The following is a 24250-nucleotide window of genomic DNA, read 5'->3' as shown; positions in this document are numbered from 1 at the left end:
CAGCAGCGTCGGTCGGCTGGTCGGCGTCGGTCGGCCGGGCGGCTCGACGGCGGGCGGCCTGACGGGCGGGTGACCTGACGGGCGGGTGACCTGACGGGCGGGCGGCTCGGGTGGGTGGCGGTGTGGCCGGTGTGGGCGGTGCGGCCCTCGGCCGGCGCGCTGGGCAGGGGGAATGCCCGCTACGAGTTTGATGACGTAAATGAATCAGCGTCCGACGGCTGCCCCGGCCCTGACCTCGGCTCTGGCCCTGGCCACGGCTCTGGCTCCGGCTCTGGCCCTGGCCCGGCTCTGGCCTACGCCCGACGTCGGCCCCGGCTTGCGCACCGGCCCCGATCCGGGCGGCCGTCATCGGATGCGCGATTCATATACGTCATCAAACTCGTAGCGCGACGAAACCGGTCCCGGACCCCGGCGCATGGCGTCCCGTCGCTGGTTCAGCCGCCGAGGGTGTAGGTGCCGGGGCGGGGGACGGTCACCGTGGTCCAGGCGCCGGCCGGAGCGAGCGTCGCCCCGCCCGTGACCGAGAGCCAGCGGTCGTGCCGGACCCGGACCGGCACCGGGCCCGCAACGGCCGTCCGGAAGGTGACCGACGCGCCGTCCTGGCGGACCAGTTCGCCCGGTGCGCCCACCAGGGGCGTCGGGTCGGCGACCGCGTACAACTGCCAGTGCCGGTCCGACCAGACCCGGCTCAGGTAGGGCAGACCGGCCCGGACCAGGTTCGCCTCGTCGCGGCCCACCCAGGACAGCTCGGCGTCGGGCACGGCCACGTACTGCACGGCGTTGTCGGCGAGCCAGACCCGGTAGCTGGCCGGGGTCAGCGCGACGCCGGTGCCGGTGGCCCCGGGGACCGTGGTGAAGAAGAGCGGGTTGCGGTCGATGTCCGCCTGGCGCAGCCAGCCCCGGGCCAGCGGCACCTCGCCCATCCGGGCCGCCTCCCAGTAGTTCCGCGTCGGCGGCACCTCCACCCGGCCGGTCAGCCCTCGCCGGACCAGCTCGGCGCGCAGCGGAGCGAAGTACGCCGGGTCGTTGGTCGGGTCGCTGCCGCTGCCCAGGTCGGCGGCCACCACCGGCGGCTGCCACCAGCACACCACGCCCAGCAGCACCGCCAGCGCGACCGCACCGGCAAGCCGTCGACGCGGTGCGCCACCGGCCCGGCGGGACAACCGTGCGTCGGCCCACCCGGGCAGCCGGGCGGTCGCGGCCAGCACGGGCAGGGCGAACATCACCACCAGGCGGGTCGCGTTCAACCCGACCGGGGTGTGCACCAGCGCCGCCGCCAGCACCCCGACCGCCGACAGCAGCGCACCCAGCCGTACCGGCCGGCCCGTCGCCAGCGCCGCCACCAGGAGGCTGGTCAGCACGGCGTGCAGGGTGTCGGTGCGGCTGATGTTCATCCAGCCGCCCTCGCCGAAGAGCAGCCCGGTCACCGCCAGCGGCAGCGCGGCGGGCAGGCCGAGCGCCAGGCCGTCGGCGTACCGGCGGGCCAGCAGCAGGGCCGCGCCGGCCAGGCCGACGAAGAGGCCGGCCACCGGGCTGGTCGCCGAGGCGAGCAGCGCCGCCGACCCGGCCAGCCCCCAGCGCCACCACCAGCGGCCGGCCGGGCCGTCCACCGAGGGCCGAGCGGTCGGCAGGGTGAGGGCGAGCAGCGCGGCCAGCCCGAAGGCCACCCCGAGGGCGTACGTCACCCGGCCGGAGACCAGGTTGCCGGCGATGGTGAGCACCCCCACCAGGCTGCCGAGCAGCGGCCGACGCACCCCGGTACGCACCAGCAGGGCGGCGAACGCGGCGGCCGAGGCGACCAGCGCGACCGCCCCGGTGGGGCGTACGCCCAGCAGGGCCATCACCGGCGGGGAGACCAGGCTGTAGCCCCACGGGTGGACGCCCCCGTACCAGCGCAGGTCCACCGGGGCGGCACCGTGCGCGGCGAAGAACCCGGCGCGGGCCACCTGCGCGGACAGGTCCGAGCCGAGCGGCGGGAGCACCAGCAGGAGCAGCCCGAGCAGGGCGGCGGAACCGGCGGCCAACGCCACCACCCGACTGCCCCGCATGCCCACCTCCTGACCGCGACCACCGTACTGGCAGCATGTCCGGCGTGCCTCACCACCTCTCGCGATGGACCGGCCTGGCGGGTTCGGTCCTGCTCGCCCTGGCCGCCTGGCTCGGTGGGGCGCTGCCCCACGGCGACCTGCGCCCCACCCCGGTCAGCATCTGGCAGGGCCCGCACGGACCACTGGTCATCGGTGCCTGGCTGGTCGGCACCGGCCTGATGGCGTGGGCCTGGTGGTCGTTGCGCACCGGGCCGCCGTCGACCCGTTGGGTGCTGGTCACCGTCGCGCTCTGGCTGCTGCCGATGCTGGTCGTCCCGCCGCTGGGCAGCCGGGACGCCTACGCGTACGCCTGCCAGGGGGCCAGCTGGTCCGGCGGGATCAACCCGTACGAGCAGGGCGTCTCCGCGCTGCCCTGCCCGTGGCTGGACACCATCTCCTACATCTGGCGGGACACCGCGGCGCCCTACGGGCCGCTCTTCGTGGTGCTCGCCGGAGCGGTGGTGAAGCTGACCGGGTCGCTGATCGGCAGCATCGTGCTGTTCCGGCTGCTGGCGGTGGCCGGGGTGGCGCTGACCGCGTGGTGCCTGCCGGTGCTGGCCCGTCGCTGCGGGGTGCCCGCCGAGCGGGCGCTCTGGCTGGCGCTGGCCTCCCCGCTGGTCGCCGTACACCTGGTCGGTGGGGCGCACAACGACGCGTTGATGGTGGGTCTGCTCGTCGCCGGCCTGGCCGTGGTGGCGTCCCGTCCGGGTCGTCCCGGGCCGCTGCTGGCCGCGGGGCTGCTGCTCGGGCTGGCCGCCGCGCTCAAGGTGACCGCGCTGGTGGTGGTGCCGTTCGCGGCCCTGGCCGCGATCGCCGGCCCGTACCGGTTCCGGGCGCTGCTGCGCGATGGCTGGTGGGTGGTCGCCGCCGCGGTGGTCACCGTGGTCGGCATCACCTTCGCCGCCGGGCTGGACTTCGGTTGGGTCACCGGCCTGGAGCAGGGCAACCTGGTCATCGCCTGGACCTCGCCGCCCACCGCGGTCGGTCAGACCGTCGGGTACGTGGCGGCGCTCTTCGGCGCGCACGTCGACGCGCTGCCGGCGACCCGGGCGATCGGCGTACTCGTGTTGGCGGTCCTGCTGGTCTGGCTCTGGTGGCGGGCGCGGCACCGGGAACCGCTCTGGCACGCCGGCCTCGCGCTGGCCGCCACGGTGGCCCTGGCCCCGCTCTTCCACCCCTGGTACTGGACCTGGCCGCTGGCGGTGCTCGCCGCGACCGCCCGGCGGACCGGCTGGTTCAGCCTGGTCGCCCTGGTCTCGTCGTTCCTGGTGCTGGCGGACGGCACCGGTCTGGCCCGGTTCACCAAGATGCCCGGCGCACCCCTGATGACGCTGTTGGTGATCGTGGTGGCCGTCCGGTTGGTACGGTCGGCCCGAGCGGCCCGCGAGCCGTCTCCCGCCGACTGAGGAGAGGTGCCGTGGCCGGTCCCGACGCGCGGGCCCGGTCCGCCCGGTACGCCGGTCTGCTCGGCGCGGTCCTGCTCACCGTGGCCGGCTGGCTCGGCGGGGCGCTGCCCGACGCACCGGCCCGCACCCCGGTCGGCATCTGGCGGGGCCCGCACGGGCCGCTGGTCATCGGCTGCTGGCTGCTCGGCACGAGCCTGCTGGTCGGCTCCTGGTGGGCGCTGCGGCACGGCGTCCCGTCGACCCGCTGGGCCTACCGGACCGTCGGGCTCTGGCTGCTCCCGCTGCTGGCCGCGCCACCGCTGGGCAGCCGCGACGTCTACTCGTATGCCTGCCAGGGCTGGACCTGGGTGGAGGGTGCCGATCCCTACCGGGTGGGGGTCGCGGCGGCCGGGTGTCCCTGGACGGACGCCGTCTCGCCGATCTGGCGGGACACCCCGGCGCCGTACGGGCCGTTCTTCGTGCTGCTGGCCGGGCTGGCCTTGCTGCTCGGCGGTGGCCTGGTCGGCACGGTCGTGCTGCTGCGCCTGCTCGCGGTGGCCGGGGTGCTGCTGGCCGCGCTCAGCGTGCCCGGGCTGGCCCGGGCGGCCGGCGTGCCGGCCCGACGGGCGGCCTGGCTGGCGCTGGCCTGCCCACTGGTCGCCGTGCACCTGGTCGGCGGGGCGCACAACGACGCCCTGCTGCTCGGCCTGCTCCTGCTCGGTCTCCTGGTGCTGGTGCGGTCGTCCGGCACGCCCCGGGCGTTGCTGCTGGCCGGTGCGCTGCTCGGCCTGGCGGTGCTGGTGAAGGCGGTCGCGGTGGTGGTGCTGCCGTTCGCGGCGCTGGTCGCGGTGCGGGGCCACCGTCCGGTCGGCGCGCTGCTGCGGGCCGCCGGCTGGCTGGCCGGGGGAGTGCTGGCCGCGCTGCTGGTCACCACCCTGGCCACCGGCCTCGGGCCGGGCTGGGTGGGCGGGCTGGCGCACAGCGGTGACTCCGCGCAGTGGACGTCCCCGCCGACCGCGGTCGGCTTCGTCGTCGACTACGCGGGCGGCCTGGTCGGCCGGCGGCCGGACGCGGTGCCGGTGGCCCGGCTGGTGGCGCTGCTGCTGCTCGCGGTGCTGCTGGTGGCGCTCTGGTGGTGGGCGTGGCGGGCGTCGCGCGGGGCGGCCGGTCCTCGGATCGCCCTGACCGGGGCGGGTCTCGCGCTCGCCGCCACCGTCCTGCTCGCCCCCGTCTTCCACCCCTGGTACGCCACCTGGCCCCTCGCGGTGCTCGCGGTGGCGACGGTGTCCGGGACGGTCCGGTTCGTGCTGCCCTGCGCGGTGGTCTGCTTCCTCGCCCTCCCGGACGGCACCAACCTGGCCCGGTTCACCAAGGCTCCGGGGGCGCTCGCGATGACCCTGCTGCTGGTGCTGCTCGCGGTCCGGGCGGTACGCGCTCGCCGTACCTGACCGGTCCAGCCCGGGCCACGGCCGGTCCGGCGGCCTGCACCGCAGCGAGGTGGGCATCGAGGTGGCTCGCGCCCCACTTGCCCGCCCGGGACCGCGAGATGAGCGCGTCGCGCTCGAGCACCTTCAGGAGCCGGGACACCGCCGGCATGGAGACGGACAGTGGCGCGGTGTGCCCGGTGACCGTGGCGTCGCGTGCGCCCAACTCCGCGATGATCGCCTGTCGGGTCGGGTCGGCGAGCGCCGAGAACACCACGCTGAGCTGATCGGTAACCGGCCGACCAGGGCACCCCACGTCACTTCAGCACAAACGGCAGCGTGGCCAGCACACTCCACGCGCTCCCTCCACCGACCAGTAACGCGGCCGGCCACGTGCCTCCGGCGGCCAGGGTCAGACCGGCCGCCAGCGCAGCGACGACAAGCATCGCGAGAAGGACGAGCGCGGTCCTGGTGTCGAACAACTTCATCGGTTCCTCCGTCTCACCCGGCCGTGGCACCCGCTGCGGCCCGGACGAATATGCCGCGCCGCCAGCGCGCGCGAAACGAGTCCGAACAATGGCGAAGGATTCCGAACGCCACCCTTGTGCCGGACCGGCGCTAAAGTGCGCCAATGAGCGAGGAGCCGACTGGCGTCAGGGGCGATGGGAACACCGTGTGGTCAGTGCCTCGGTTCGCCGAGGCGCTTCGCGAACTCAGGCTGCGCGCTGGGTCGCCGTCACTGAGAAAGATCAGCGGTAAGACCAGAGGGAGATGGGGTACTGCGACTCTCTCCGAGCTGTTCGCCGGCGGTGGTAGGCGGGCCCCGCGCTGGGAACTGGTGGACGATGTCGTCAGGGGGCTGGTGGTTTGCGCCGGGGAGCAAGCTCTGGAGCTGGAAGCCAGCCTGGTGGATCGGGACGAGTGGAGCAGGCGCCTCCAGCTGGTGCACGCCGAATTGGAGAGGGAGAAAGCTCAGCAAGGCGTTCGCCGGAGGAAGTTGCTGGATCAGTTCCTGGTCCTTCCGGCGGACCAGGTCGAGTGCTGGACCGGCAGGCCCGCGCCGGCCGGCGGGGTGTACCTGCCGCGTCCCGATTTCGATGAGGAACTGCGCGTGGCGCTGGCCACTCCGTCGTCCCCGTATCCGTTCCTGCTGGTGTACGGCGAAGGTGGGGCCGGCAAGTCGACAGCTGCGTGGGCCGCGATCGTGGAGACGCTGGAGCCGGAGACCAAAGTGCTCGTACCGCGCGACATGAGTGCGATCGCCGCCCTTGCCCACGCCGATGACGTCGCCACGATGACGGGCCGCCTGCTGATCTGGGCGGATGGCGTGACCTCCGCAGACCTCGACCGCCTTACTCACGAAACGCTGGAATTACTCGCCCACAGGGCGTTCCTCGTAGCGACCATCTCGGCTGACGAGTGCGCTGCCATCCTCGACGCTCATGGCACGAAGCCGACCGCCAGGGCAGCGCTCCAGCGCGCGTATTCCGTTCCCCTGCCGTATGACCCAGAAGTCATTGAGCAGACAGTTGGCGCCAGGAACGTCGAGCTGAGCAGGGCCGAGCCGGGCGTGGATCCCCGTCTGATGTGGATTCGGCTGAACGCAGGCCGCTTCCAGAGCCCTTCCGGGGTGGCCATTGTCCGCAGCCTGTTCGATCTATGGCGTGCCGGCTTGACGCGACCGGTGCTGGAGGAGGAGCTGAGACAAATCTTCCCGATCCACCTTGCGGAGATCGGTGATATCCCTGCCTCCGACGGGCTCTTCGTGGAGGGAATGGCGTGGGCGCAGAAGGCCGGCCCCGATACTCCTTCATTGATCCATTTCCGGAGCTGGCGTCGTCGTCGTTGCTGGACTATCTCAGATCATCTGCGGGACGGCAAGGCGACCTGGGAGATGCCCGATTCCCTCTGGCCAGCCCTCGTCGGGATCCTCAGTCCGAAGGAGTGCTTTCACGTCGCCCGGGCGGCGTACGAGCGCGGCGCCCTCGTCTATGCGAGGGAAGCGCTGGTCAAAGCGGCAACGATCCCCGAAAACCTTGCCCGGGCAAAGTTTCTGCTCGGAAACACACTGTACGAGCTGGGCGATCTATCCGCTGCGAGGGCGGCGCTGATGGCGGTCGTCAGCCTGGGACCGTCGGAGGAGGCGAGTGCCGCGGCCGAACTGTTGGGGCGCATGTGCAAAGCTGAGGGAAGCATCGAACGTGCCATCGAGTACTGGACGCTCGCAACGCAGTGGCCCGGCACCCACGCGCTCATGTCCTGGCTCGAACTCGGCCGTCATTACGCGTCGATAGGTGAAAAAGATGAAGCGATCGCGGCACTGAGCCGGGACTTCTCTGATCCCCTTCTTCCTGGCATGGAACTGCGCGCATCGACGCTGCTTTCCTTTGTCCGAGGCTCAGTCGGAGAGATGCAAGCACTCCTTGAGGCGTGGGAAACCGCGGACAACCAGCGCCGGGGAAATTCTGACGACGTCACCCGAGCTCTGCGGGACTATGTGGAACTTGCCCAGAGTGCCGAGGAATCAGCACCTCAATCCGACCCTCACCCGCTCGATGTCGATGTAGCGCTGGCTGGCGCCAGGAAGCGATTTGAGCTCGGGGATCTACGCGGTGCCTTGGCGGCGTTTCGCGGCGTGGCCGCCTCTGCGCCGCCCGAGCTCCGCGCAGCGGCACTCTACGACGCTGGATCAGCTGCCATGGAGATGGGCCTCCTGGAGGAGGCGAGGGAGGCCTACGAAGAATGCATCCGGTGCACGCAACCTCACTACTCCGCGCAGGCGGCGCTCAGTCTCGGTGCTCTGCTGTGGGAAAAGGAGGAGGCGGATGCTCGCGCAGCAATCCAGGCCTGGACCACCGCCGAGGAGCTCGGTGATCCGGAGGTGCGGGCAAAGGCTGCCTTCAACATCGGCGTCGCCCACCTTGATGGTCGGAACTACCGCACCGCCCTGGCCAAACTTCAACACGCCATGGACCTGGCTGAGTCAGGTTTCAAGGCCAAGGTTGCCATGATGCTTGCCCAGGTCCACGAGTCGGTGGATGCGGATGCCGCGATCATCGACGACTACTACTACCGAGCCATTCAGGTCGATGATCCTCTTTACGCTCCGATCGCGGCCGTTACGCTCGGCGACCGGATCTACCGTCGGAATGGCCCCGGCCCAGAGGCCCTGAGGGTGACGCGTCTGGCGTATGAGTCACAGAATCCGGAAGCGCAGAGCGAAGCGGCCTGGCGACTCGGTCATATGTTGGAGGAGTTGGGGGAGTTGGACGAGGCAATCGTGGCGTATCAGACCACGATCGATGCCGGCCATGTGGACTGGGCTCCCGCCGGGCATTGTGCCCTCGGTCTGCTGCACGGCACGCAGGGCAGGAAACATGTAGGGATGCGCCACCTTCGGACGGCGTATCACTCGGGGCATCCCGAGTATCGCCTGGAAGCGGCCTACTGGATGGGCATGTTCTATTGGTGGGATGGTGCGCACGGAAATCCAGCAAGGCTGCAGAATGCGCTGATCATGCTGCGGGAAGTCGTGCAGAGCAGGCACCCGCAATGGGAGCCTCGTGCCAGTTCCGCTCTGGCCGAGTTGCGGAAATCCGAAGCCCTGGATTAGCGCGACGAGAACAGCGGCCACCTCCAGATCGTGGTTGGTTCACGGAGCCGGGCCGGGGTGTCAGCACGGAAACGGCGGCCACGCCGGCCGTGAGCCGGGCGTGACCGCCGTCCGTGAGGTGATACCCGATCTGTACCCGGGATCAGTGGCTGACCTGTTGGTCCGGGTCAGCGCCGGAACAAGGTTCAGCAGTCGAAGTACATGGCGAACTCGTGCGGGGTCGGGCGCAGGCGCACCGGGTCGACCTCGTTGGCGCGCTTCCAGCCCACCCAGGTGGAGATGAGGTCCGGCGTGAACACGCCGCCGTCGAGCAGGTAGTCGTGGTCGGCCTCGAGCGCGTCCAGCACCTCCGGCAGCGAGCCCGGCACCTGCTTGACGTTGCCGAACTCCTCCGGCGGCAGGTCGTACAGGTCCTTGTCGATCGGCGCCGGCGGCTCCATCTTGTTCTTGATGCCGTCCAGGCCGGCCATCATCATCGCCGAGAAGGCCAGGTAGGGGTTGCTGGACGGGTCCGGCACCCGGAACTCGACCCGCTTGGCCTTGGCGTTGCTGCCGGTGACCGGGATGCGGGTGCAGGCGGAGCGGTTGCGCTGCGAGTAGACCAGGTTGACCGGGGCCTCGTAGCCCGGCACCAGTCGGCGGTAGGAGTTGACCGTCGGGTTGGTGAAGGCCAGCAGCGACGGCGCGTGGTGCAGCAGGCCGCCGATGTACCAGCGGGCGGTGTCCGACAGGCCGGCGTAGCCGGTCTCGTCGTAGAAGAGCGGCTCGCCGTTGAGCCAGAGGCTCTGGTGGGTGTGCATGCCGGAGCCGTTGTCCCCGAAGAGCGGCTTCGGCATGAAGGTCGCGGTCTTGCCGTTGGCCCAGGCCTCGTTCTTGATCAGGTACTTGAAGAGCTGGAGCTGGTCGGCCGAGTGCAGCAGCGTGGAGAACCGGTAGTTGATCTCCGACTGGCCGGCGGTGCCCACCTCGTGGTGCGAGCGCTCCACGGTGAACCCGGCGTCCACCAGCCGGCGGACCATGCTGTCGCGCAGGTCGGCCAGGTGGTCCACCGGCGGCACCGGGAAGTAGCCACCCTTCAGGGCGGTCTTGTAACCGCGGTTGCCACCCGGCTCCTCGCGGCCCGTGTTCCAGGCGCCCTCGATCGAGTCGATGTAGTAGAACGACTGGTGGGTCGAGGTCTCGTGGCGGATCGAGTCGAAGATGTAGAACTCCGCCTCGGCACCGAAGTACGCCGTGTCGGCGATGCCGCTCGCTGCCAGGTACGCCTCCGCCTTCTTGGCCACGTTCCGCGGGTCCCGGGAGTACGCCTCGCGGGTGAACGGGTCGTGGACGAAGAAGTTCAGCGCCAGGGTCTTCTGCGCCCGGAACGGGTCGATGAAGGCGGTGGCGACGTCCGGGAGCAGGAGCATGTCCGACTCGTGGATCGACTGGAAGCCGCGGATCGACGAACCGTCGAAGGCGAGGCCGTCGGTGAAGACGCTGTCGTCGAAGGACTCGACCGGCAGGTTGAAGTGCTGCATCACGCCGGGCAGGTCACAGAACCGTACGTCGACGAACTTCACGTCCTCGTTCTTGAGGTATCGCAGGAGTTCCTCGGGATTGGCGAACACACGTCCTCCTGGCACGTCCACGGGGTGGCTAGGCTGCTGGCGACGCTATGACCGTGCGGTTGCCCGGGGGTGTCTCCTCTGTTTCCGCCGTGTTACGTTGCTCGCGGAGCGTCATCCCGGCCGCTCGGTCACCGCTGGTACTCCGTTCGGACGATACCGCCCGTAACGGTGTCGCGCTAATTGATGTGCTTCGTCCGATTTGGCGGGGAGAGTGCATCCGGACCGCCCGGCCCGGCTGGCTACCCTGACTGCTGTGACCAACCCGCAGCACCCCGCGCCACCCGCAACGGACTCCACCTTCACCCCGCCGAGCATCGGTCGCCGTTTCGGTGCGCTCGTCGTCGACTGGGTGCTCTGCCTGCTGGTGTCCAACTTCTTCGCCGACCCGGTCCGCGACGGCTGGGCCCCGGTGCTGGTGCTCGTCCTGGAGTACGGCTTCTTCCTCGGCCTCTTCGCCCAGACCCCCGGCATGTACGTCACCCGGATCCGCTGCGTCGCCTGGTCCGACGGCGGCCGGATCGGCGTGATCCGCGCCCTGCTCCGGGGTGCCCTGCTCGCCCTCGTCGTGCCGGCGCTGATCATGGACGAGCACCGCCGCGGCCTGCACGATCGCCTCACCGGCTCGGTCGTCACCTCCGCACCCCGGCGCTGACCCGCCGCGCTCACCGGGCTGCCGGGTCGTCCGCCAGGCGCTCGAGGTCGCGCACCCCCGCCGCGACGACCGTCCGGACGGTCCGGGTGAGGCTGGCGATCGCGTCGTCCGGGGTCAGGGCGACCAGGTCGGTCAGGGTGAAGAACGCCTCGGCGCTCACCACGGCGGCCAGGTCCTGCTTGAGCTGCGTCAGTCGGGCGCGTGCCGGGTTACCGGCCACGGGCAGCACCGGATCGAGCGCGGCGTCGATCAGCCCGAACCGGAACCCGGGCCGGGCGGCGGCGCCGCCGGGACGGACGATCGTGGCGGCGATGACGGCGCGGACCGAACCCTGGAAGGCGTGCACCCGGCGGAGCAGGAACTCGCAGGCGAAGACCGTCCGTTCCACCGGATCCGCCGAGGCGGCCACCGGGGCCAGCGCCTGCGCCGGGTCGGGCCAGAGGCCGGCCAGGGACTCGTTCGCCAGGGAGACCAGGTCGGGGAAGTGCCGGTAGGCGGTGGCCTCGGAGACCCCGGCCCCGGCCGCGACGGCCGGCATCGTCACCAGTTCGCCGGAGCGGATCAGTCGGCGGCAGGCGGCCACGAGCGCCGCCCGGGTCCGGCGCTTCTGTTCGGCCCGGCCGATCCGCTCGGTCTCGGTCCGCTCCGGTTGCGCCATGGCTGCTCCGATCCGGGTGGGTGCCTGCACCGGGCTCCCGGTCCGACCGGGAGCGCGAGATTTCATGAGAGCGTACTCGCGCGAACGGCGGAAGGGGGCTATGTTCGTGAGAGCGAACTCTCGCGAAACCTCGGTCGTCGCCCCGTCGGCGGCCCAGCCCCCTCAGGACGGAGCCCGATGACCACCCACCACGTACCCCTGCCCGGGACGGACCCGGTCGAGGTCACCGTCGACGAGTACGGCACCGGCGCGGCCCCGTTCCTGCTCCTGCACGGTGGAGCGGGCCCCCAGTCGATGACCGGGTTCGCCGCGCTGCTCGCCGACCGCCACCCGGCCCGGGTGCTCGTGCCGACCCACCCCGGGTTCGGCGGCACCGGCCGCCCCGAGCAGCTCACCGGCATCGCCGACCTGGCCGCGCTCTACGCCGGCCTGATCGAGCAGGCCGACCTGCACGACGTCACCATCGTCGGCAGCTCGCTCGGCGGGTGGATCGCCGCCGAACTGGCCCTGCTCGCCTCACCCCGGGTCGGCCGGGTCGTCCTGCTCGACGCCGTCGGGATCGAGGTCCCCGGACACCCCGTGGCCGACTTCTTCGCACTCACCATGGACGAGGTCTTCCGCCTCTCGTACCACGACCCCGCGCCGTTCCGGTTCGACCCGACGACGCTGCCGCCCGCGGCGCAGGCCGTCGCCGCCGGCAACCGGGCCGCCCTCGCCGTCTACGGCGGACGGGCGATGAGCGACCCCACCCTCGCCGGCCGCCTCGCCGACGTGTCCGTCCCGGTGCTCGTGCTCTGGGGCGACAGCGACCGGATCGTCGACGTCGACTACGGGCGCGCCTACGCCGCGGCCATCCCGACCGCCCGGTTCGAGCTGCTTCCCCGCACGGGGCACCTGCCCCAACTGGAGACCCCCGAACAGGCCCTGCGCGCCCTGCTGGACGACGTCACCGCCGCGGCGCCGGCCGGGTGACCGGAGGAGGCACACACGGCGGGAGCCGGCTCCGCGTGGCGGAACCGGCTCCCGGCGTACGCGGAGAGGTCAGCGACCCCGCGACTGGCGGAACGCGCCCCGCGCGGGCCGCATGTTCTTCGGGATCGCGCCCTTGGGCATCTGCGGACGGGCGGTGAGCGCCTTGAGCCGCTTGTCGAGGGCGTTGACGTCCTTCGGGCTCAGCGTGCGCGGCATCCGCATCAGGGTCATCCGCAGCTTGCGGATCGGCAGCTCGCCCTCGCCCTGACCGATCACGTAGTCGTGCAGCGGGGCCGAGCCGATCACCTTGGCCAGTCGCCGCTTCTCCTGGCCGAGCAGGCCGCGGACCCGCTGCGGGTTCCCCTCCGCCAGCAGGATCACACCGGGCCGGCCGATGACCAGGTGCACCATGTCCATCTGGGTGGTGGAGCTGACGGCCGGCGTGACCCGCCAGTCGCCGCGCATGCTCTCCATGATCTGTGCCGCCGCGCCGGGCTGTCCCTCGGCGGCGTTCATCATCGCCTTGTTGGACCGCAGGTTGAGCACGATCAGCACCGCGAGCAGCGTCAACAGGATGCCGATCGGCAGCCAGATCCAGCCCCAGAGGATCACCGCGACCACGGTGAGCGCGAGCGGGATCAGCACCGCCGCCGCCGTCAGCGGCGCGAACCACCTGTCCTGCTTGGCGGTGAACTGGAACACCATCCCGATCTGCTTCAGCCGCTGGCCGAACGAGACCTTCTCCTGGGGCTTTGCCATGCCGGAGAGTCTAGTGGTCGCCGCCCGCGACGTTGATCCGCGCCCGGCCCTCCCGCCCCGCCCGCTCCGTCCCCCGCCCGCTGCGTCCCCCCGACGGCCGGCCTCAGCCGGCGGCGGGGACCTCTTCGCGGGCGGCGAGGGCCTGCTGGTAGAGGCGGCCGGCGCGGTACGACGAGCGGACCAGCGGCCCGCTCATCACGCCGGCGAAGCCGATCTCCTCGGCCTCCTCGCGCAGCTCGACGAACTCCTCCGGCTTGACCCAGCGGGTGACCGGGTGGTGCCGGGGGGAGGGGCGCAGGTACTGCGTGATGGTGATCAGCTCGCAGCCGGCGGAGTGCAGGTCGCGCAGCGCCTGGGACACCTCGGCCCGCTCCTCGCCCATGCCCAGGATCAGGTTGCTCTTGGTGACCAGGCCGTCGGCGCGGGCCTGCCGGATCACGTCGAGGGAGCGCTCGTAGCGGAACGCCGGGCGGATCCGCTTGAAGATCCGCGGCACGGTCTCGACGTTGTGCGCGAGCACCTCGGGACGCGACCCGAAGACCTCGGCGAGCTGCTCGGGCACGGCGTTGAAGTCGGGGATCAGCAGCTCGACGCCGCAGCCGGAGCCCAGGGCGTGGATCTGCCGGACCGTCTCGGCATAGAGCCAGGCGCCGCCGTCCGGCAGGTCGTCGCGGGCGACGCCGGTGATGGTGGCGTAGCGCAGCCCCATCGCGGCGACCGAGTCGGCGACCCGGCGCGGCTCGTCGGCGTCGAACTCGGCCGGCTTGCCGGTGTCGATCTGGCAGAAGTCGCAGCGCCGGGTGCACTGGTCACCGCCGATGAGGAAGGTGGCCTCCCGGTCCTCCCAGCATTCGTAGATGTTGGGGCAGCCGGCCTCCTGGCACACCGTGTGCAGCCCTTCGCGCGAGACCAGTCCGCGCAGCTCGGTGTACTCCGGGCCCATCTTGGCCTTGACCTTGATCCATGGCGGTTTGCGCTCGATCGGCGTCTCGGCGTTGCGCGCCTCGATCCGCAGCAGCCGTCGCCCCTCGGGGGCGGCCGTCGCGGTGCGGGTGGCCTGCGTCGTCGTCGGCGCGGAGTCCTCGATCGTCACAAAACCGAGCCTACGCCCGACGGTGGCCGTCGATGAACCGCGGGCGACGGGCGTCACCCCGCGGATGTTGTGACACCGGACACCGCCACCTCCGGAAATCCGGTTACAGGAACCCTGGGCGGCTGTTAGCGGCTTCGCCATCGGGCTGGAACGCTTCGTCGCCCGGCTGACCGGCGCGGCGAACGTCCGCGAGGTCACCGCCTTCCCCCGCGACCTGCACCGGCTGACGCCCTGACGCGTCGGGGTGACGTGCGGAAGCCGCCCGTTCGCGGCCGGCTTCCGCACGACCCGGGGACGGCATAGATTCGGGTGGAGGTGACGCCACGGGTGTCAGGGCGGGGGCATGATGCGAATCGGGGAGCTGGCGGGCCGGACCGGGGTGAGCGCCCGCTCGATCCGGTACTACGAACAGCAGGGACTGCTGGTGTCGAGGCGTACGGCGAGCGGTCAGCGACTCTTCGCGGAGGCGGCGGTCGAGCGGGTCCGGCTGATCCAGCGGCTGTTCGACGCGGGCCTGAGCAGCAAGCGGATGTACGAACTGCTGCCCTGCATGACGAACCCGGACATCCGTACGTCGTGGCTGACCGACCGGCTCCGCGAGGAGCGCGAGCGGATCGTCGCGGAGATGGCTCAGCTCGCCGCCACGGTGTCGGCGCTGGAGCGCGTCATCGGCGACCTGACGGTCGAGGAACCGACCGGCGAACCGCGCGCAGCGGCCTGAGAACCGGTGCCGCCGCGGGCTTGCCCCTGACACCGGTGTCAGCTCCTAGCGTGAGGGCATGACCGCACCCTGCGCACTCTCCCCACATGTCGACGTGCCGGTGGCACCGCTGCTGGAGCCGGTTACGTTCGCCGGTCTGCCCCTGTCCTCCCGGTTCGTCATGGCGCCGATGACGCGGGCCCACTCGCCGGGCGGTGTGCCGACCCCCGATGTCGCCGGCTACTACCGCCGTCGCGCCGAACACGGGATCGGGCTCATCGTCACCGAGGGGGTGCTGGTCGGCCATCCCACGGCGGGCCACGAGGACGCGGTGCCGCGGATGACCGCCGGCGTCGCCGAGACGGGCTGGCGGCGGGTGGTCGACGAGGTCCACGCCGTGGGCGGTCGGATCGCGGCGCAGTTGTGGCACCTCGGCAGCCTGCGCGAACCGGTCGACGGGCGGCCGGCGTGGACGCCGTCAGCAGTCCGGGAGCCGGGGCGGCCGGTGAGCCACGCGATGACGCTCGCCGACATCGACGAGCTGCTGGCGGCGTACGCCGAGGCGGCCCGGGTGGCGGCCCGGGCCGGGTTCGACGCGGTCGAGATCCACGCCGCGCACGGCTATCTGCTGGACGAGTTCCTCTGGCCGTTCACCAACCGGCGTACGGACGCGTTCGGCGGCTCGCCGGTGCGGCGGGCGGCGTTCCCGGCGGCGGTGGTGCGTGCCGTGCGGACCACCTTCCCCGCGGACCGACCGGTGATCGTGCGGTTCTCGCAGTTCAAGGAGCGGCGGTTCGACGCCCGGATCGCGCAGGACCCCGGCGAGTTGGACGCGATTCTCGGCGCGCTCGCGGAGGCCGGCGCGAGCGCGCTGCACGCGTCCCAGCGGCGGTTCTGGGAGCCGGCGTTTCCCGGTTCCGCGCTGAACCTCGCCGGCTGGGCCAAGCGGCTCACCGGCCTGCCGACGATCACGGTGGGCTCGGTCGGCCTCACCCGCGACTTCCTGCGGTCCACCGGCCCCGAGTCGGTCTCCGGCCTGGTCGGGCGGGTGGCGGCCGGCGAGTTCGACCTCGTCGCGCTCGGCCGGATCCTGCTGGGCAACCCGGCCTGGGTGAGCCACGCCGGTGCCGGACGGCTCGACGCGATCGTCGACTACCGCAAGTCCCACGAGGACACCTACCGGTGAGCCCACCGGTCCGGCCCTCCGGGCCCGTACCCGGTCGGCGGCGGCGGACCGGTCAGGCCGGGGCGATCGGCAGTTGCCGCTTGTGCTCGGTGGCCCGGTAGCGGGCCACCAGGGCCGCCTCGACCTCCGCCGGGACTGGCCGGCCCTCCAGGTAGTCGTCGATCTGCTCGTACGTCAGGCCGAGCGCGTCTTCGTCGAGCTTGCCCGGGGCGAGGCTCTCCAGGTCCGCCGTCGGTGCCTTGCCGACCAGCTCGGCGGGGGCGCCGAGCGCGGCGGCGATCGCCCGTACGCGGCGCTTGGTCAGCCCGGTCAGCGGCACCAGGTCCGCCGCGCCGTCGCCGTGCTTGGTGAAGAAGCCGGTGGCCGCCTCGGCGGCGTGGTCGGTGCCGACGACCAGCCCGTTCATCGCCCCGGCGACCGCGTACTGGGCGATCATCCGCTGCCGGGCCTTGATGTTGCCGTGCACGAAGTCGCGCTGCCCGGCGTCGCGGAAGGTCAGCCCGCCCGCCTCCAACGCGTCGAGGGCGGCGTCGCCGGCCGGCTTGACGTCGACGGTGAGCACCCGGTCGGCCCGGATGAACGCCAGCGCTGCCTGGGCGTGGTGCTCGTCGGCCTGCACCCCGTACGGCAGCCGCATGGCGACGAAGACCGCGTCGTGGCCGGCGGCGCGGGCCCGTTCGACGGCGAGCTGGCAGAGCCGGCCGGCGGTGGTCGAGTCCACCCCGCCGCTGATGCCGAGGACCAGCGCCCGCAGTCCGGTGTCCACGAGGCGGTCGGCCAGGAAGACGACCCGCCGTTCGATCTCGCTCGCCGCGTCGAAGCTCGCCGCGACCTGGAGCTCGGCGGCGATCTGCTGCTGCGTCGACAGCACGTCGGTCATCGGGGGTCCTTCCGTGGGCGGTGGTTCTCGACAGCACCCAACCTGCCCCGGGCGCGGCCGGTCAAATCCGGTGCCGGCGCGGTGGTGACGGGTCAGGCGGGGCCGAGCAGGTCCCAGGGGTTGCCGGCGATGTCGCGGAAGACCGCCACCCGGCCGTACGCCTCGGTGCGCGGCGGGCGGACGAACTCGACGCCCGCGTCGACCATCCGCTGGTGGGTCGCGTCGAAGTCGTCGACCTGGAGGAAGAAGCCGACCCGTCCGTGGGTCTGGTCACCGACGGCGGCCTCCTGCCGCTCACCGTCGGCGCGGGCCAGCAGCAGCCCGGTCCCGCCGCCGGGCGGCCGGACCACCACCCAGCGCTTCGGCCGGCCGTCGTTGGTCAGCGAGGGGGAGTCCTCGGCGAGTTCGAACCCGAGTACCTCGGTGAAGAAGGCGATGGCCGGGTCGTAGTCGGCGACGACGAGGGTGACGAGATCGATCCGCACCCGGACCTCAGCCGGTGACGAGGGTCGACAGGCGCCGCTCGACGACCGGCAGCACGTCGGCGACGGTGACGGGGCGGCCCAGCTCCGCGGTGAGCGAGGTGACGCCCGCGTCCCGGATGCCGCACGGCACGATCCGGTCGAAGTACGTCAGGTCGCAGTCACAGTTGATCGAGAAGCCGTGCAGGGTGACGCCCCGGGCGACCCGGATGCCGATGGCGGCGACCTTGCGGGCCGGGCCCCGGTCGTCCGCCGGCACCCAGACGCCGCTGCGCCCCTCGACCCGGCCGGCGGCCAGCCCGAACTCGGCGCAGACGTCGATCAGCAGCTCCTCCACCCGGCGGACGTAGGCGACCACGTCCACCGGGTCGGGCAGGGTGAGGATCGGGTAGCCCACGAGCTGCCCCGGGCCGTGCCAGGTGATCTTGCCGCCGCGGTCGACGTCGACCACCGGGGTGCCGTCCATCGGGCGGTCCCACGGCTCGGTGCGCTTGCCGGCGGTGTAGACGCTCGGGTGCTCCAGCAGCAGCACGGTGTCGGGCTGCTCGCCGGCCACCACAGCCTCGTGCAGCCGGCGCTGCTCGTCCCAGGCGGCCTGGTAGTCGAGCAGCCCGGCACGGACGGCGGTCGGTCCGGAAGTCGTCACGGTCACCCGTCCAGCCTAGTCCCGTCGACGGCCGGTGACCCCCGTGAGCCTCGTCGCGTCAGGCGGGCACCTTCCACAGCCAGACGTCGTCGACCCGCTGCGGCGGTCCGAGCAGCGCGGTGGCCGTCCGGCGCAGGGCGTCCTCGTCGAGGTCGTACTTGGCGCCGTGCACCCGGTCGGCCAGCACCACCACCTCGACGTGCCAGTAGTGCAGGTCGGCCAGGGACTCCCGGACGCTGCCCTCGGTGATGATCGGCACGAGCCCGGTCCGCCCGGCCTGGTCCATCAGCGTGTCGAAGGTGCGCGGCACCGGCCCGATCCGGCCCCGGCCGTCCGGGCCGCCGGGGCCGAGGAAGAACCCGGCCGGGATCCGGAACTCGCCCTGTCGGTGGGCCAGCGCGTACGCCTGCCAGCGCTGGCCGTCGGGCGTGACGTCGAGGGTCAGCGGCAGCGGGGTCAGCACCCCGCCGGGGGAGACGTACCGCTGCCAGGTGCCGGCGGTGATGAACGCCGGGATCGGCTCCCGCTCGCCGGTCAGCAGCGGGGCGGGCAGCAGCGGCAGCAGCGCCACGGCGAAGCCGGCCGTCCAGGCCGCCGCGGTGGCGCGGTGCCGGGGTGGCCGGGCGCGCAGCCGGTCGACCGTGTACGCCAGCAGCAGCCCGATCACCGGCGCCACCACCAGCGCCAGCCGGGACGGCAGCGCCGCGTTGACCACCGGCAGGTTGTCCAGCACCCCGAACGGCAGGAGCTGGTCGGTGCGCCGGCCGTTCCACTTGGCCTGCGGTCCCCAGGAGAGCACCGCGAAGACCACGGCGGTCACGCCCAGCGCGGCGAGGGTGGCCCGGAACGCCCGGTCGGCCCGCCGCCAGAGATATCCGAAGCAGGCGACGGCGAGCAGCAGCAGCGGGATGCCGAAGAAGCTGTTCTCCTCGGTCGGGTTGGGCGCCAGCGAGGTGCCCAACCCGGCCCACCCGGCCAGCGACCGGCGCGGGTACGACCCGTACGCGGCGATGTCCTCGGAGTGCACGCCGGGGTCGAAGCCGGTGCCGTGGAAGCGCTGCGGCCCGGCGAAGTGCAGCCAGAGCGGGTACGCCAGCAGCACCCCGGCGACCAGCGCGGTGACGCCGAGCCCGCGCAGGAAGCCCGGCAGCGCGGCGCGGACCTCGGCCCGCCGGGCCGGGTGCAGGGCCAGGAACAGCAGGAACAGGGCGAGCGCGAGGGCGGTGAAGAAGAGTCCCTCGGCGGCGATCGAGAAGGCGACCGCCACCAGCAGGCCGAGCAGCACCCCGCCGCGGACCGCGTTGCCGGGCCGGCGCAGTGCGAACACGCCCTGGATCAGCAGCGGCACCAGCCAGCCGGCGGTCCAGTTCAGGTGGGCGTTGGCGTGCGACACCATCGCCGGGCAGTAGCCGATGAACAGTGCGCCCACCCCGGCGGCCAGCGGGCTGCGGACCAGGTGCCGGCTGAGCAGCCAGTACCAGGCGACCGCGGTGGCGGCGAGGTTGAGGGTGAGGATCACCAGGAACGTCGCGGGCGGCCCGATCAGGTACGTCAGCGGCGCGAAGACCCACGCGTACACGGTGACCGAGGTGTTGACGGCGAGGTTCACCCCGTCCGGCACGTTGATCAGGTGGGTGAAGAGCGGGTTCTGCCCGTGGGTGAGGGTGTGCCCGCCGAAGGCGAGCAGCCACTCGAAGAGCGCCTGGTCGCTGGAGTTGACGGTGATCATCCGGGTGCCCGGGTCCCGCCACATCCCGCTGGTCACCCACCAGGCCAGGGCGAGCGCGACCAGCACCACGATCAGGTCGGCCCGGCGGTCCCGGGTGGCGGGGGGCGACGTGGGCGACGGGTCAGTGACCACGGACGGGGAGGTCGGCACGCAGCGGACGTTACCAATCGGACCGGGCACCACCGGTCAGACACGAAACCTCACCTCGCCACGGCGGGACCGGCCATATTGCCGCATCGACAAATGTGGTTGTCCTCGCCATGTCGGCCGCCCGAAACATCGACGTAACGTCACGGCAACTCGGGGGTGACCCAGTTCACATTTCACTCAGGAGGTCCACGTGCGCCGCTCTCCGTCCATCCTCACCCGGCTCGCCGGGGTGGCCGCCGGGATCGTGCTGGCCGCCGCCGCGGTGCTGACCGTGGCCGTACCCGCGCAGGCCGCCACCCTGACCCAGGTCACCGGCTTCGGCTCCAACCCCGGCAACCTCGCCATGTACGCGTACCGCCCGGACGGCCTGCCGGCGAACGCGCCCGCCGTGGTCCTGCTGCACGGCTGCACCCAGGACGCCACCGGCTACTTCACCAACTCCGGCTGGCGCAAGTACGCCGACCTGTGGAAGTTCGCGCTGCTCGTGCCCCAGCAGTCGTCGGCCAACAACTCCAGCTCCTGCTTCAACTGGTTCGAGACCGGGGACACCACGCGCGGCCAGGGCGAGGCCCTGTCGATCAAGCAGATGGTCGACTACGCGAAGTCGAACTACGCCGTCGACCCGGGCCGGATCTATGTCAGCGGCCTCTCGGCCGGTGCCGCGATGAGCGCCGTCATGCTGGCCACCTACCCAGACGTCTTCGCCGCCGGCTCGGTCATCGCCGGGCTGCCCTACCGCTGCGCGACGAGCAGCACCAGCGCGTACTCCTGCATGAACCCCGGGGTGGACAGGACGCCCGCGCAGTGGGGCGACCTGGTCCGCGGCGCGTACTCCGGCTATGCCGGCCGCCGGCCGCGGGTGGCGATCTGGCACGGCACCAGCGACTACACGGTGGCGGTGGCCAACGCCGCCGAGTCCCGCGACCAGTGGACCGACGTGCTCGGCGTCCCGCAGACCCCGACCAGCACGGCGTCGCTGCCCGGCGGCACCAGCCTCGAGGTGTACGGCAACGACGCGGTCCGTCTCTACCGGGTCTCCGGGATGGGGCACGGCACCCCGGTCGACCCGGGTTCGGCGACCGACCAGTGCGGGACGGCCGCCGCGTACTTCCTGGACACCATCTGCTCGACCTACCGGGACGCGCTCTTCTTCGGTCTCGACGGCGGCGTGACGCCCGGCCCGACCGCCACCGCCACGGCCACCGCCACGCCCAGCCCGACCGCCTCGCCGACGCCGACCCCGACGGCCTCGCCGGTCTGCGTCACCGCCAGCAACTACGCGCACGTGGCCGCCGGCCGCGCCTACCAGTCCGGCGGCTACGCGTACGCGCTCGGCAGCAACCAGCGGATGGGCCTCTACAACACCTTCTACACGACCGCCCTCAAGCAGACCGGCCCGAGCTACTGGGTCATCGGCTGCTGAGCGCCGTCACTGCGTCAGGGCGGCGTGCAGGGCGCTCGGCAGGTCGGGATGGGTGAAGCCGAAGCCGGCCCTGGGCAGCACACCGGGCAGGACGCGGGTGCTGGTCAGGGCCTCCTGCGCGAAGCCGCCGAGGGCCACCTTGAGGGCGAGCGCCGGGATCGGCATGATCGCCGGGCGGTGCAGCTGGCGGGCCAGCTCCCTGGTGAACTCGGCGTTGGTGACCGGGTGGGGGCCGACCAGGTTGACCGGGCCGGCGACGTCCTCCCGGTCCAGCAGGAACAGCGTCGCGTCCAGCCAGTCCCGCAGCGAGATCCAGGGCAGCCACTGCCGGCCGCTGCCCAGCTTCCCGGCGATGCCCAGCTTGAACGGCAGCAGCTGCGGCTTGAGCAGGCCACCGTCGCGGTGCAGCGGCAGCCCGGTACGCAGCCGCACCACCCGTACGCCGGCGTCCTCGGCGGGCCGGGTCGCCGCCTCCCACACCCGGCACACGTCGGCCAGGAAGCCCTCGCCCGCCGGGGCGTCCTCCTCCACCACCCGGTCGCCGGTGTTGCCGTACCAGCCGACGGCCGACGAGTTGAGCAGCGCCTTCGGGCGGTCCGCGGCGGGCAGCCCGGCGATGGTGACCGCCAGGGTGGTGGTGGTGTCGACCCGGCTGGACCGGATCAGCTTCCGGTAGTCGTCGTTCCACCGCTTGTCGCCGACGCCCGCACCGGCCATGTTGACCACCGCGTCCGCGTCGGCCACCACGGCCGGGTCGAGCTGGGCGGCGGAGGGATTCCACTGCCGCTCGTCCGGGGTACGCGCCGGTCGCCGGACCAGCCGGGTCACCTGGTGCCCGTCGGCGGTGAGCCGGTCGACCAGCCGGGTGCCGAGGAAGCCGGACGCGCCGGCCATGAGGATCCGCATGCTCCCATCTTCGGTCACGGACCCCGACTTGGATGCATTGCGTCGAATCGGTCCCCACGAGCGGTGGCCCGTGCGGCGGGGCTACCTGCACGGCCGCTACGAGTCTGATGACGTAAATGAATCGCGCACCTCCGCACGCGTCGATCATGGAGCTGTCTGCCCGAGCGCCCACTTGATCCTGGATCGAGTGGCATCGGACGCCCTTCGACCCCACTACTTCCTGCATCGAGCATGATCTTGGGGCTGGGGCTGGGGCTGGGGCTGGGGCTGGGGCTGGGGCTGGGGCTGGGGCTGGGGCTGCGGCTGCGGCGCGGCGTCCGTCGCGGGCTGCGCCGGGCACCTTCTCCATGGCGTCCACCGTTCGTCGGTCGCTGACCGCACAGAGGGTCGCCTCCTCGATCGGGTACGGCACCGAGGCGGGCGGGGGCGGCGTGCGCGCAGGGGGCGGCCGGAACCCGCCACCCACCCCGGGCCTGTTCACGGAGCCCACCGCCGGCAGGCCGCCGGCCGGGACGCCGGCCGACTGCCCGGGTGAGGTGGTCGGCCGGGTGGTTCCTCAGGACAGCCAGCTCATGGTCGAATGGCCGGTGCAGACCTGGGAGTGTGGATGCCGCCACAGCGAAGTGAACGCAGCTCGCCGATGACCGCCGCGTGCGGATCGAGTCGGGCGAGTTCGCGCCGGGACGCAAGCTGCCGTCGACCGCGCAGCTCAGGGAAGAGCACGGCGTGTCGCAGGCGGTCGCGCCCGGCGATCCTCGTCCTGCGGACGCAGGGCCGGGAAGGCGGGCGCGGCGTCGGCGCATTCGTCGCCGAGCGGTTGGCGCGGGGGGAGGGCAGGTCGTGACGCCGGCCTGTCGGTGCTGAACGATGCTCGAAGCCGGTCGACGGACGCGCAACCAACCGCCCCCGCCCCACGTCGTCTTCGCGGCGCTGACCCGCCCCGACCGTGACCCGATGCGTCCCTGGCTCCGACTGCTGGACGACGAACAGCGTCCGCGGCTCGTGGAGACCGCGTACCCGAACCTGGTGGTCTGGTCGTCGTTGTGGCCGCGACGCCCGGACGCCCTGGTCCGGTTCGAGCTGGCCTCCGACGGCCTGGCCGGCACCGAGCTGTGCTGGACGCTGCTGGTCGACGAGCCGCTGCCCGACCCGTCGCTGCTCGGTCACCTGCGCAAGCGGATCAACCAACTGATCAACGGCAACCTGCGCGACACCTTCGGCCAGTAGTGACCCCGCCCGCAGCCCCAGGGCCCCAGGGCCCTCTCGCGGGCCCGAACGTCCGTGAGGTCGGCCGTTACCTCACGACAGGGGCTATGAAGGACATGGTGCGGAGTCGACCGAAGCTCGTCGTCGTCAGCGGTCCGCCCGGCGCGGGCAAGACCGTGCTCGCCCACCGACTCGCCCGGAGGATCGGCTGTCCGGCGATCTGCCGAGACGAGATCAAGGAGGGCATGGTCCACGCGGCCGGTGACTTCACCGCCGCGCCGAGCGACGAGTTGAGCCGCCGGACGTTGCCGACCTTCTTCCGGGTGCTGGAACTGCTGCTGTCCGCAGGGGTCACCACGGTGGCCGAGGCGGCCTTCCAGGACCGGCTCTGGCGCCCCCACCTGCGGCCCCTGGTCGGGCTCGCCGACCTCCGGATCGTCCACTGCCGAGTGCCGGCCGCGGTCGCCCGGGAGCGGATCCGGCAGCGCTGGCACGAGAGCCCGACCCGCCGCGCGCACACCGACACCCACGGGGACGAGCCGCATCGGCATGCCGCCGGCCACGACAGCTACGACCGGGTACGGCTCGACGTCCCCGAACTGGAGGTGGACACCAGCGACGGCTACCGGCCGGGCCTCGACGAGATCGTCGCCTTCGTGAACGCCCGACGGTGAGCCGGCCCGACGATG

Annotated in this window: 22 protein-coding genes and 1 pseudogene; 12 read left to right on the top strand and 11 right to left on the bottom strand. The window is 72.3% G+C overall.

From position 1 onward, the window contains the following. Positions 1-434 precede the first annotated feature (434 nt). Complete coding sequence (locus MRQ36_RS04835) at positions 435-2048, bottom strand: hypothetical protein (RefSeq protein WP_242793151.1); 1614 nt, start codon at positions 2046-2048, stop codon at positions 435-437. Between the two features lie 44 nt (positions 2049-2092). On the opposite strand from MRQ36_RS04835, the gene mptB (MRQ36_RS04830) reads away from it, so the two are divergent. Then, positions 2093-3493 (top strand): polyprenol phosphomannose-dependent alpha 1,6 mannosyltransferase MptB, encoded by a 1401-nt coding sequence (gene mptB, locus MRQ36_RS04830; protein WP_242793149.1) that lies wholly within the window; start codon positions 2093-2095, stop codon positions 3491-3493. A gap of 11 nt (positions 3494-3504) precedes the next feature. Then, positions 3505-4920: a polyprenol phosphomannose-dependent alpha 1,6 mannosyltransferase MptB gene (mptB, locus tag MRQ36_RS04825; RefSeq protein ID WP_308194779.1), complete on the top strand. Its 1416-nt coding sequence runs from the start codon at positions 3505-3507 to the stop codon at positions 4918-4920. Between the two features lie 293 nt (positions 4921-5213). On the opposite strand, the gene MRQ36_RS04815 is transcribed toward mptB (MRQ36_RS04825), so the two are convergent. Continuing rightward, on the bottom strand, positions 5214-5384 hold the full coding sequence (locus MRQ36_RS04815) for a hypothetical protein (RefSeq protein ID WP_242793147.1): 171 nt from the start codon (positions 5382-5384) through the stop codon (positions 5214-5216). Between the two features lie 350 nt (positions 5385-5734). Here MRQ36_RS04815 and MRQ36_RS33810 point away from each other — a divergent pair, with 350 nt between their 5' ends. Further along, entirely contained in the window at positions 5735-8509 is a 2775-nt protein-coding gene (locus MRQ36_RS33810) for a tetratricopeptide repeat protein (protein ID WP_242793145.1), read from the top strand. Between the two features lie 185 nt (positions 8510-8694). Here the strand turns inward: MRQ36_RS33810 and glnA are convergent, their stop codons facing one another. Then, a complete protein-coding gene (gene glnA, locus MRQ36_RS04805) occupies positions 8695-10119 on the bottom strand; it encodes a type I glutamate--ammonia ligase (protein ID WP_242793143.1) in 1425 nt (474 codons plus the stop codon). A gap of 253 nt (positions 10120-10372) precedes the next feature. Between glnA and MRQ36_RS04800 the strand changes: the two genes are divergently transcribed. After that, on the top strand, positions 10373-10771 hold the full coding sequence (locus MRQ36_RS04800) for an RDD family protein (RefSeq protein WP_308194778.1): 399 nt from the start codon (positions 10373-10375) through the stop codon (positions 10769-10771). Positions 10772-10781: 10 nt separating this feature from the next. Here MRQ36_RS04800 and MRQ36_RS04795 read toward each other — a convergent pair whose 3' ends face one another. Beyond that, on the bottom strand, positions 10782-11429 hold the full coding sequence (locus MRQ36_RS04795) for a TetR/AcrR family transcriptional regulator (RefSeq protein ID WP_242793135.1): 648 nt from the start codon (positions 11427-11429) through the stop codon (positions 10782-10784). Between the two features lie 177 nt (positions 11430-11606). Here MRQ36_RS04795 and MRQ36_RS04790 point away from each other — a divergent pair, with 177 nt between their 5' ends. After that, entirely contained in the window at positions 11607-12401 is a 795-nt protein-coding gene (locus tag MRQ36_RS04790) for an alpha/beta fold hydrolase (protein ID WP_242793129.1), read from the top strand. 69 nt (positions 12402-12470) lie between these two features. On the opposite strand, the gene MRQ36_RS04785 is transcribed toward MRQ36_RS04790, so the two are convergent. Next, positions 12471-13160: a DUF4191 domain-containing protein gene (locus MRQ36_RS04785; protein WP_242793126.1), complete on the bottom strand. Its 690-nt coding sequence runs from the start codon at positions 13158-13160 to the stop codon at positions 12471-12473. Positions 13161-13263: 103 nt separating this feature from the next. After that, complete coding sequence (lipA, locus tag MRQ36_RS04780) at positions 13264-14310, bottom strand: lipoyl synthase (protein WP_242793124.1); 1047 nt, start codon at positions 14308-14310, stop codon at positions 13264-13266. A gap of 73 nt (positions 14311-14383) precedes the next feature. Here lipA and MRQ36_RS04775 point away from each other — a divergent pair. The 3 genes and pseudogenes from MRQ36_RS04775 to MRQ36_RS04765 all read left to right on the top strand — a co-directional run. Continuing rightward, positions 14384-14488: pseudogene (locus MRQ36_RS04775) on the top strand (amino acid--tRNA ligase-related protein); the annotation flags it as partial. A 111-nt stretch (positions 14489-14599) separates the two neighbouring features. After that, the gene (locus MRQ36_RS04770; RefSeq protein WP_242800835.1) at positions 14600-14974 is read left to right on the top strand and encodes a MerR family transcriptional regulator; all 375 of its coding nucleotides are present in this window, start codon (positions 14600-14602) and stop codon (positions 14972-14974) included. Positions 14975-15032: 58 nt separating this feature from the next. Continuing rightward, on the top strand, positions 15033-16139 hold the full coding sequence (locus tag MRQ36_RS04765; protein ID WP_242793122.1) for a 12-oxophytodienoate reductase: 1107 nt from the start codon (positions 15033-15035) through the stop codon (positions 16137-16139). Positions 16140-16191: 52 nt separating this feature from the next. On the opposite strand, the gene nadE is transcribed toward MRQ36_RS04765, so the two are convergent. From nadE to MRQ36_RS04745, 4 genes are all read right to left on the bottom strand, one after another. Then, positions 16192-17019, bottom strand: a complete 828-nt coding sequence (gene nadE / locus MRQ36_RS04760) for an ammonia-dependent NAD(+) synthetase (RefSeq protein ID WP_242793117.1) — start codon at positions 17017-17019, stop codon at positions 16192-16194. A 92-nt stretch (positions 17020-17111) separates the two neighbouring features. Beyond that, positions 17112-17504, bottom strand: a complete 393-nt coding sequence (locus tag MRQ36_RS04755; RefSeq protein WP_242793111.1) for a VOC family protein — start codon at positions 17502-17504, stop codon at positions 17112-17114. A 7-nt stretch (positions 17505-17511) separates the two neighbouring features. Then, on the bottom strand, positions 17512-18153 hold the full coding sequence (lipB, locus tag MRQ36_RS04750) for a lipoyl(octanoyl) transferase LipB (RefSeq protein WP_242793109.1): 642 nt from the start codon (positions 18151-18153) through the stop codon (positions 17512-17514). A gap of 52 nt (positions 18154-18205) precedes the next feature. Beyond that, positions 18206-20026 (bottom strand): DUF2079 domain-containing protein, encoded by a 1821-nt coding sequence (locus MRQ36_RS04745; RefSeq protein ID WP_242793107.1) that lies wholly within the window; start codon positions 20024-20026, stop codon positions 18206-18208. Between the two features lie 190 nt (positions 20027-20216). Between MRQ36_RS04745 and MRQ36_RS04740 the strand changes: the two genes are divergently transcribed. Further along, a complete protein-coding gene (locus MRQ36_RS04740; protein ID WP_242793105.1) occupies positions 20217-21449 on the top strand; it encodes a PHB depolymerase family esterase in 1233 nt (410 codons plus the stop codon). 6 nt (positions 21450-21455) lie between these two features. Here MRQ36_RS04740 and MRQ36_RS04735 read toward each other — a convergent pair whose 3' ends face one another. Next, complete coding sequence (locus MRQ36_RS04735) at positions 21456-22355, bottom strand: TIGR01777 family oxidoreductase (RefSeq protein WP_242793103.1); 900 nt, start codon at positions 22353-22355, stop codon at positions 21456-21458. Positions 22356-22586: 231 nt separating this feature from the next. Here MRQ36_RS04735 and MRQ36_RS04730 point away from each other — a divergent pair, with 231 nt between their 5' ends. The 3 genes from MRQ36_RS04730 (at position 22587) to MRQ36_RS04715 (ending at position 24235) form a co-directional block, all read left to right on the top strand. Continuing rightward, positions 22587-22730, top strand: coding sequence for a hypothetical protein (locus MRQ36_RS04730; RefSeq protein WP_242793101.1), 144 nt, complete (start codon positions 22587-22589; stop codon positions 22728-22730). A 579-nt stretch (positions 22731-23309) separates the two neighbouring features. Beyond that, entirely contained in the window at positions 23310-23582 is a 273-nt protein-coding gene (locus MRQ36_RS04720) for a hypothetical protein (protein WP_242793099.1), read from the top strand. An 86-nt stretch (positions 23583-23668) separates the two neighbouring features. Beyond that, on the top strand, positions 23669-24235 hold the full coding sequence (locus tag MRQ36_RS04715) for an AAA family ATPase (protein WP_242793097.1): 567 nt from the start codon (positions 23669-23671) through the stop codon (positions 24233-24235). Positions 24236-24250 lie beyond the last annotated feature (15 nt).

Source organism: Micromonospora sp. R77, assembly GCF_022747945.1.
Classification (GTDB): domain Bacteria; phylum Actinomycetota; class Actinomycetes; order Mycobacteriales; family Micromonosporaceae; genus Micromonospora.
This window is presented reverse-complemented; position numbering and strand designations above follow the sequence as displayed.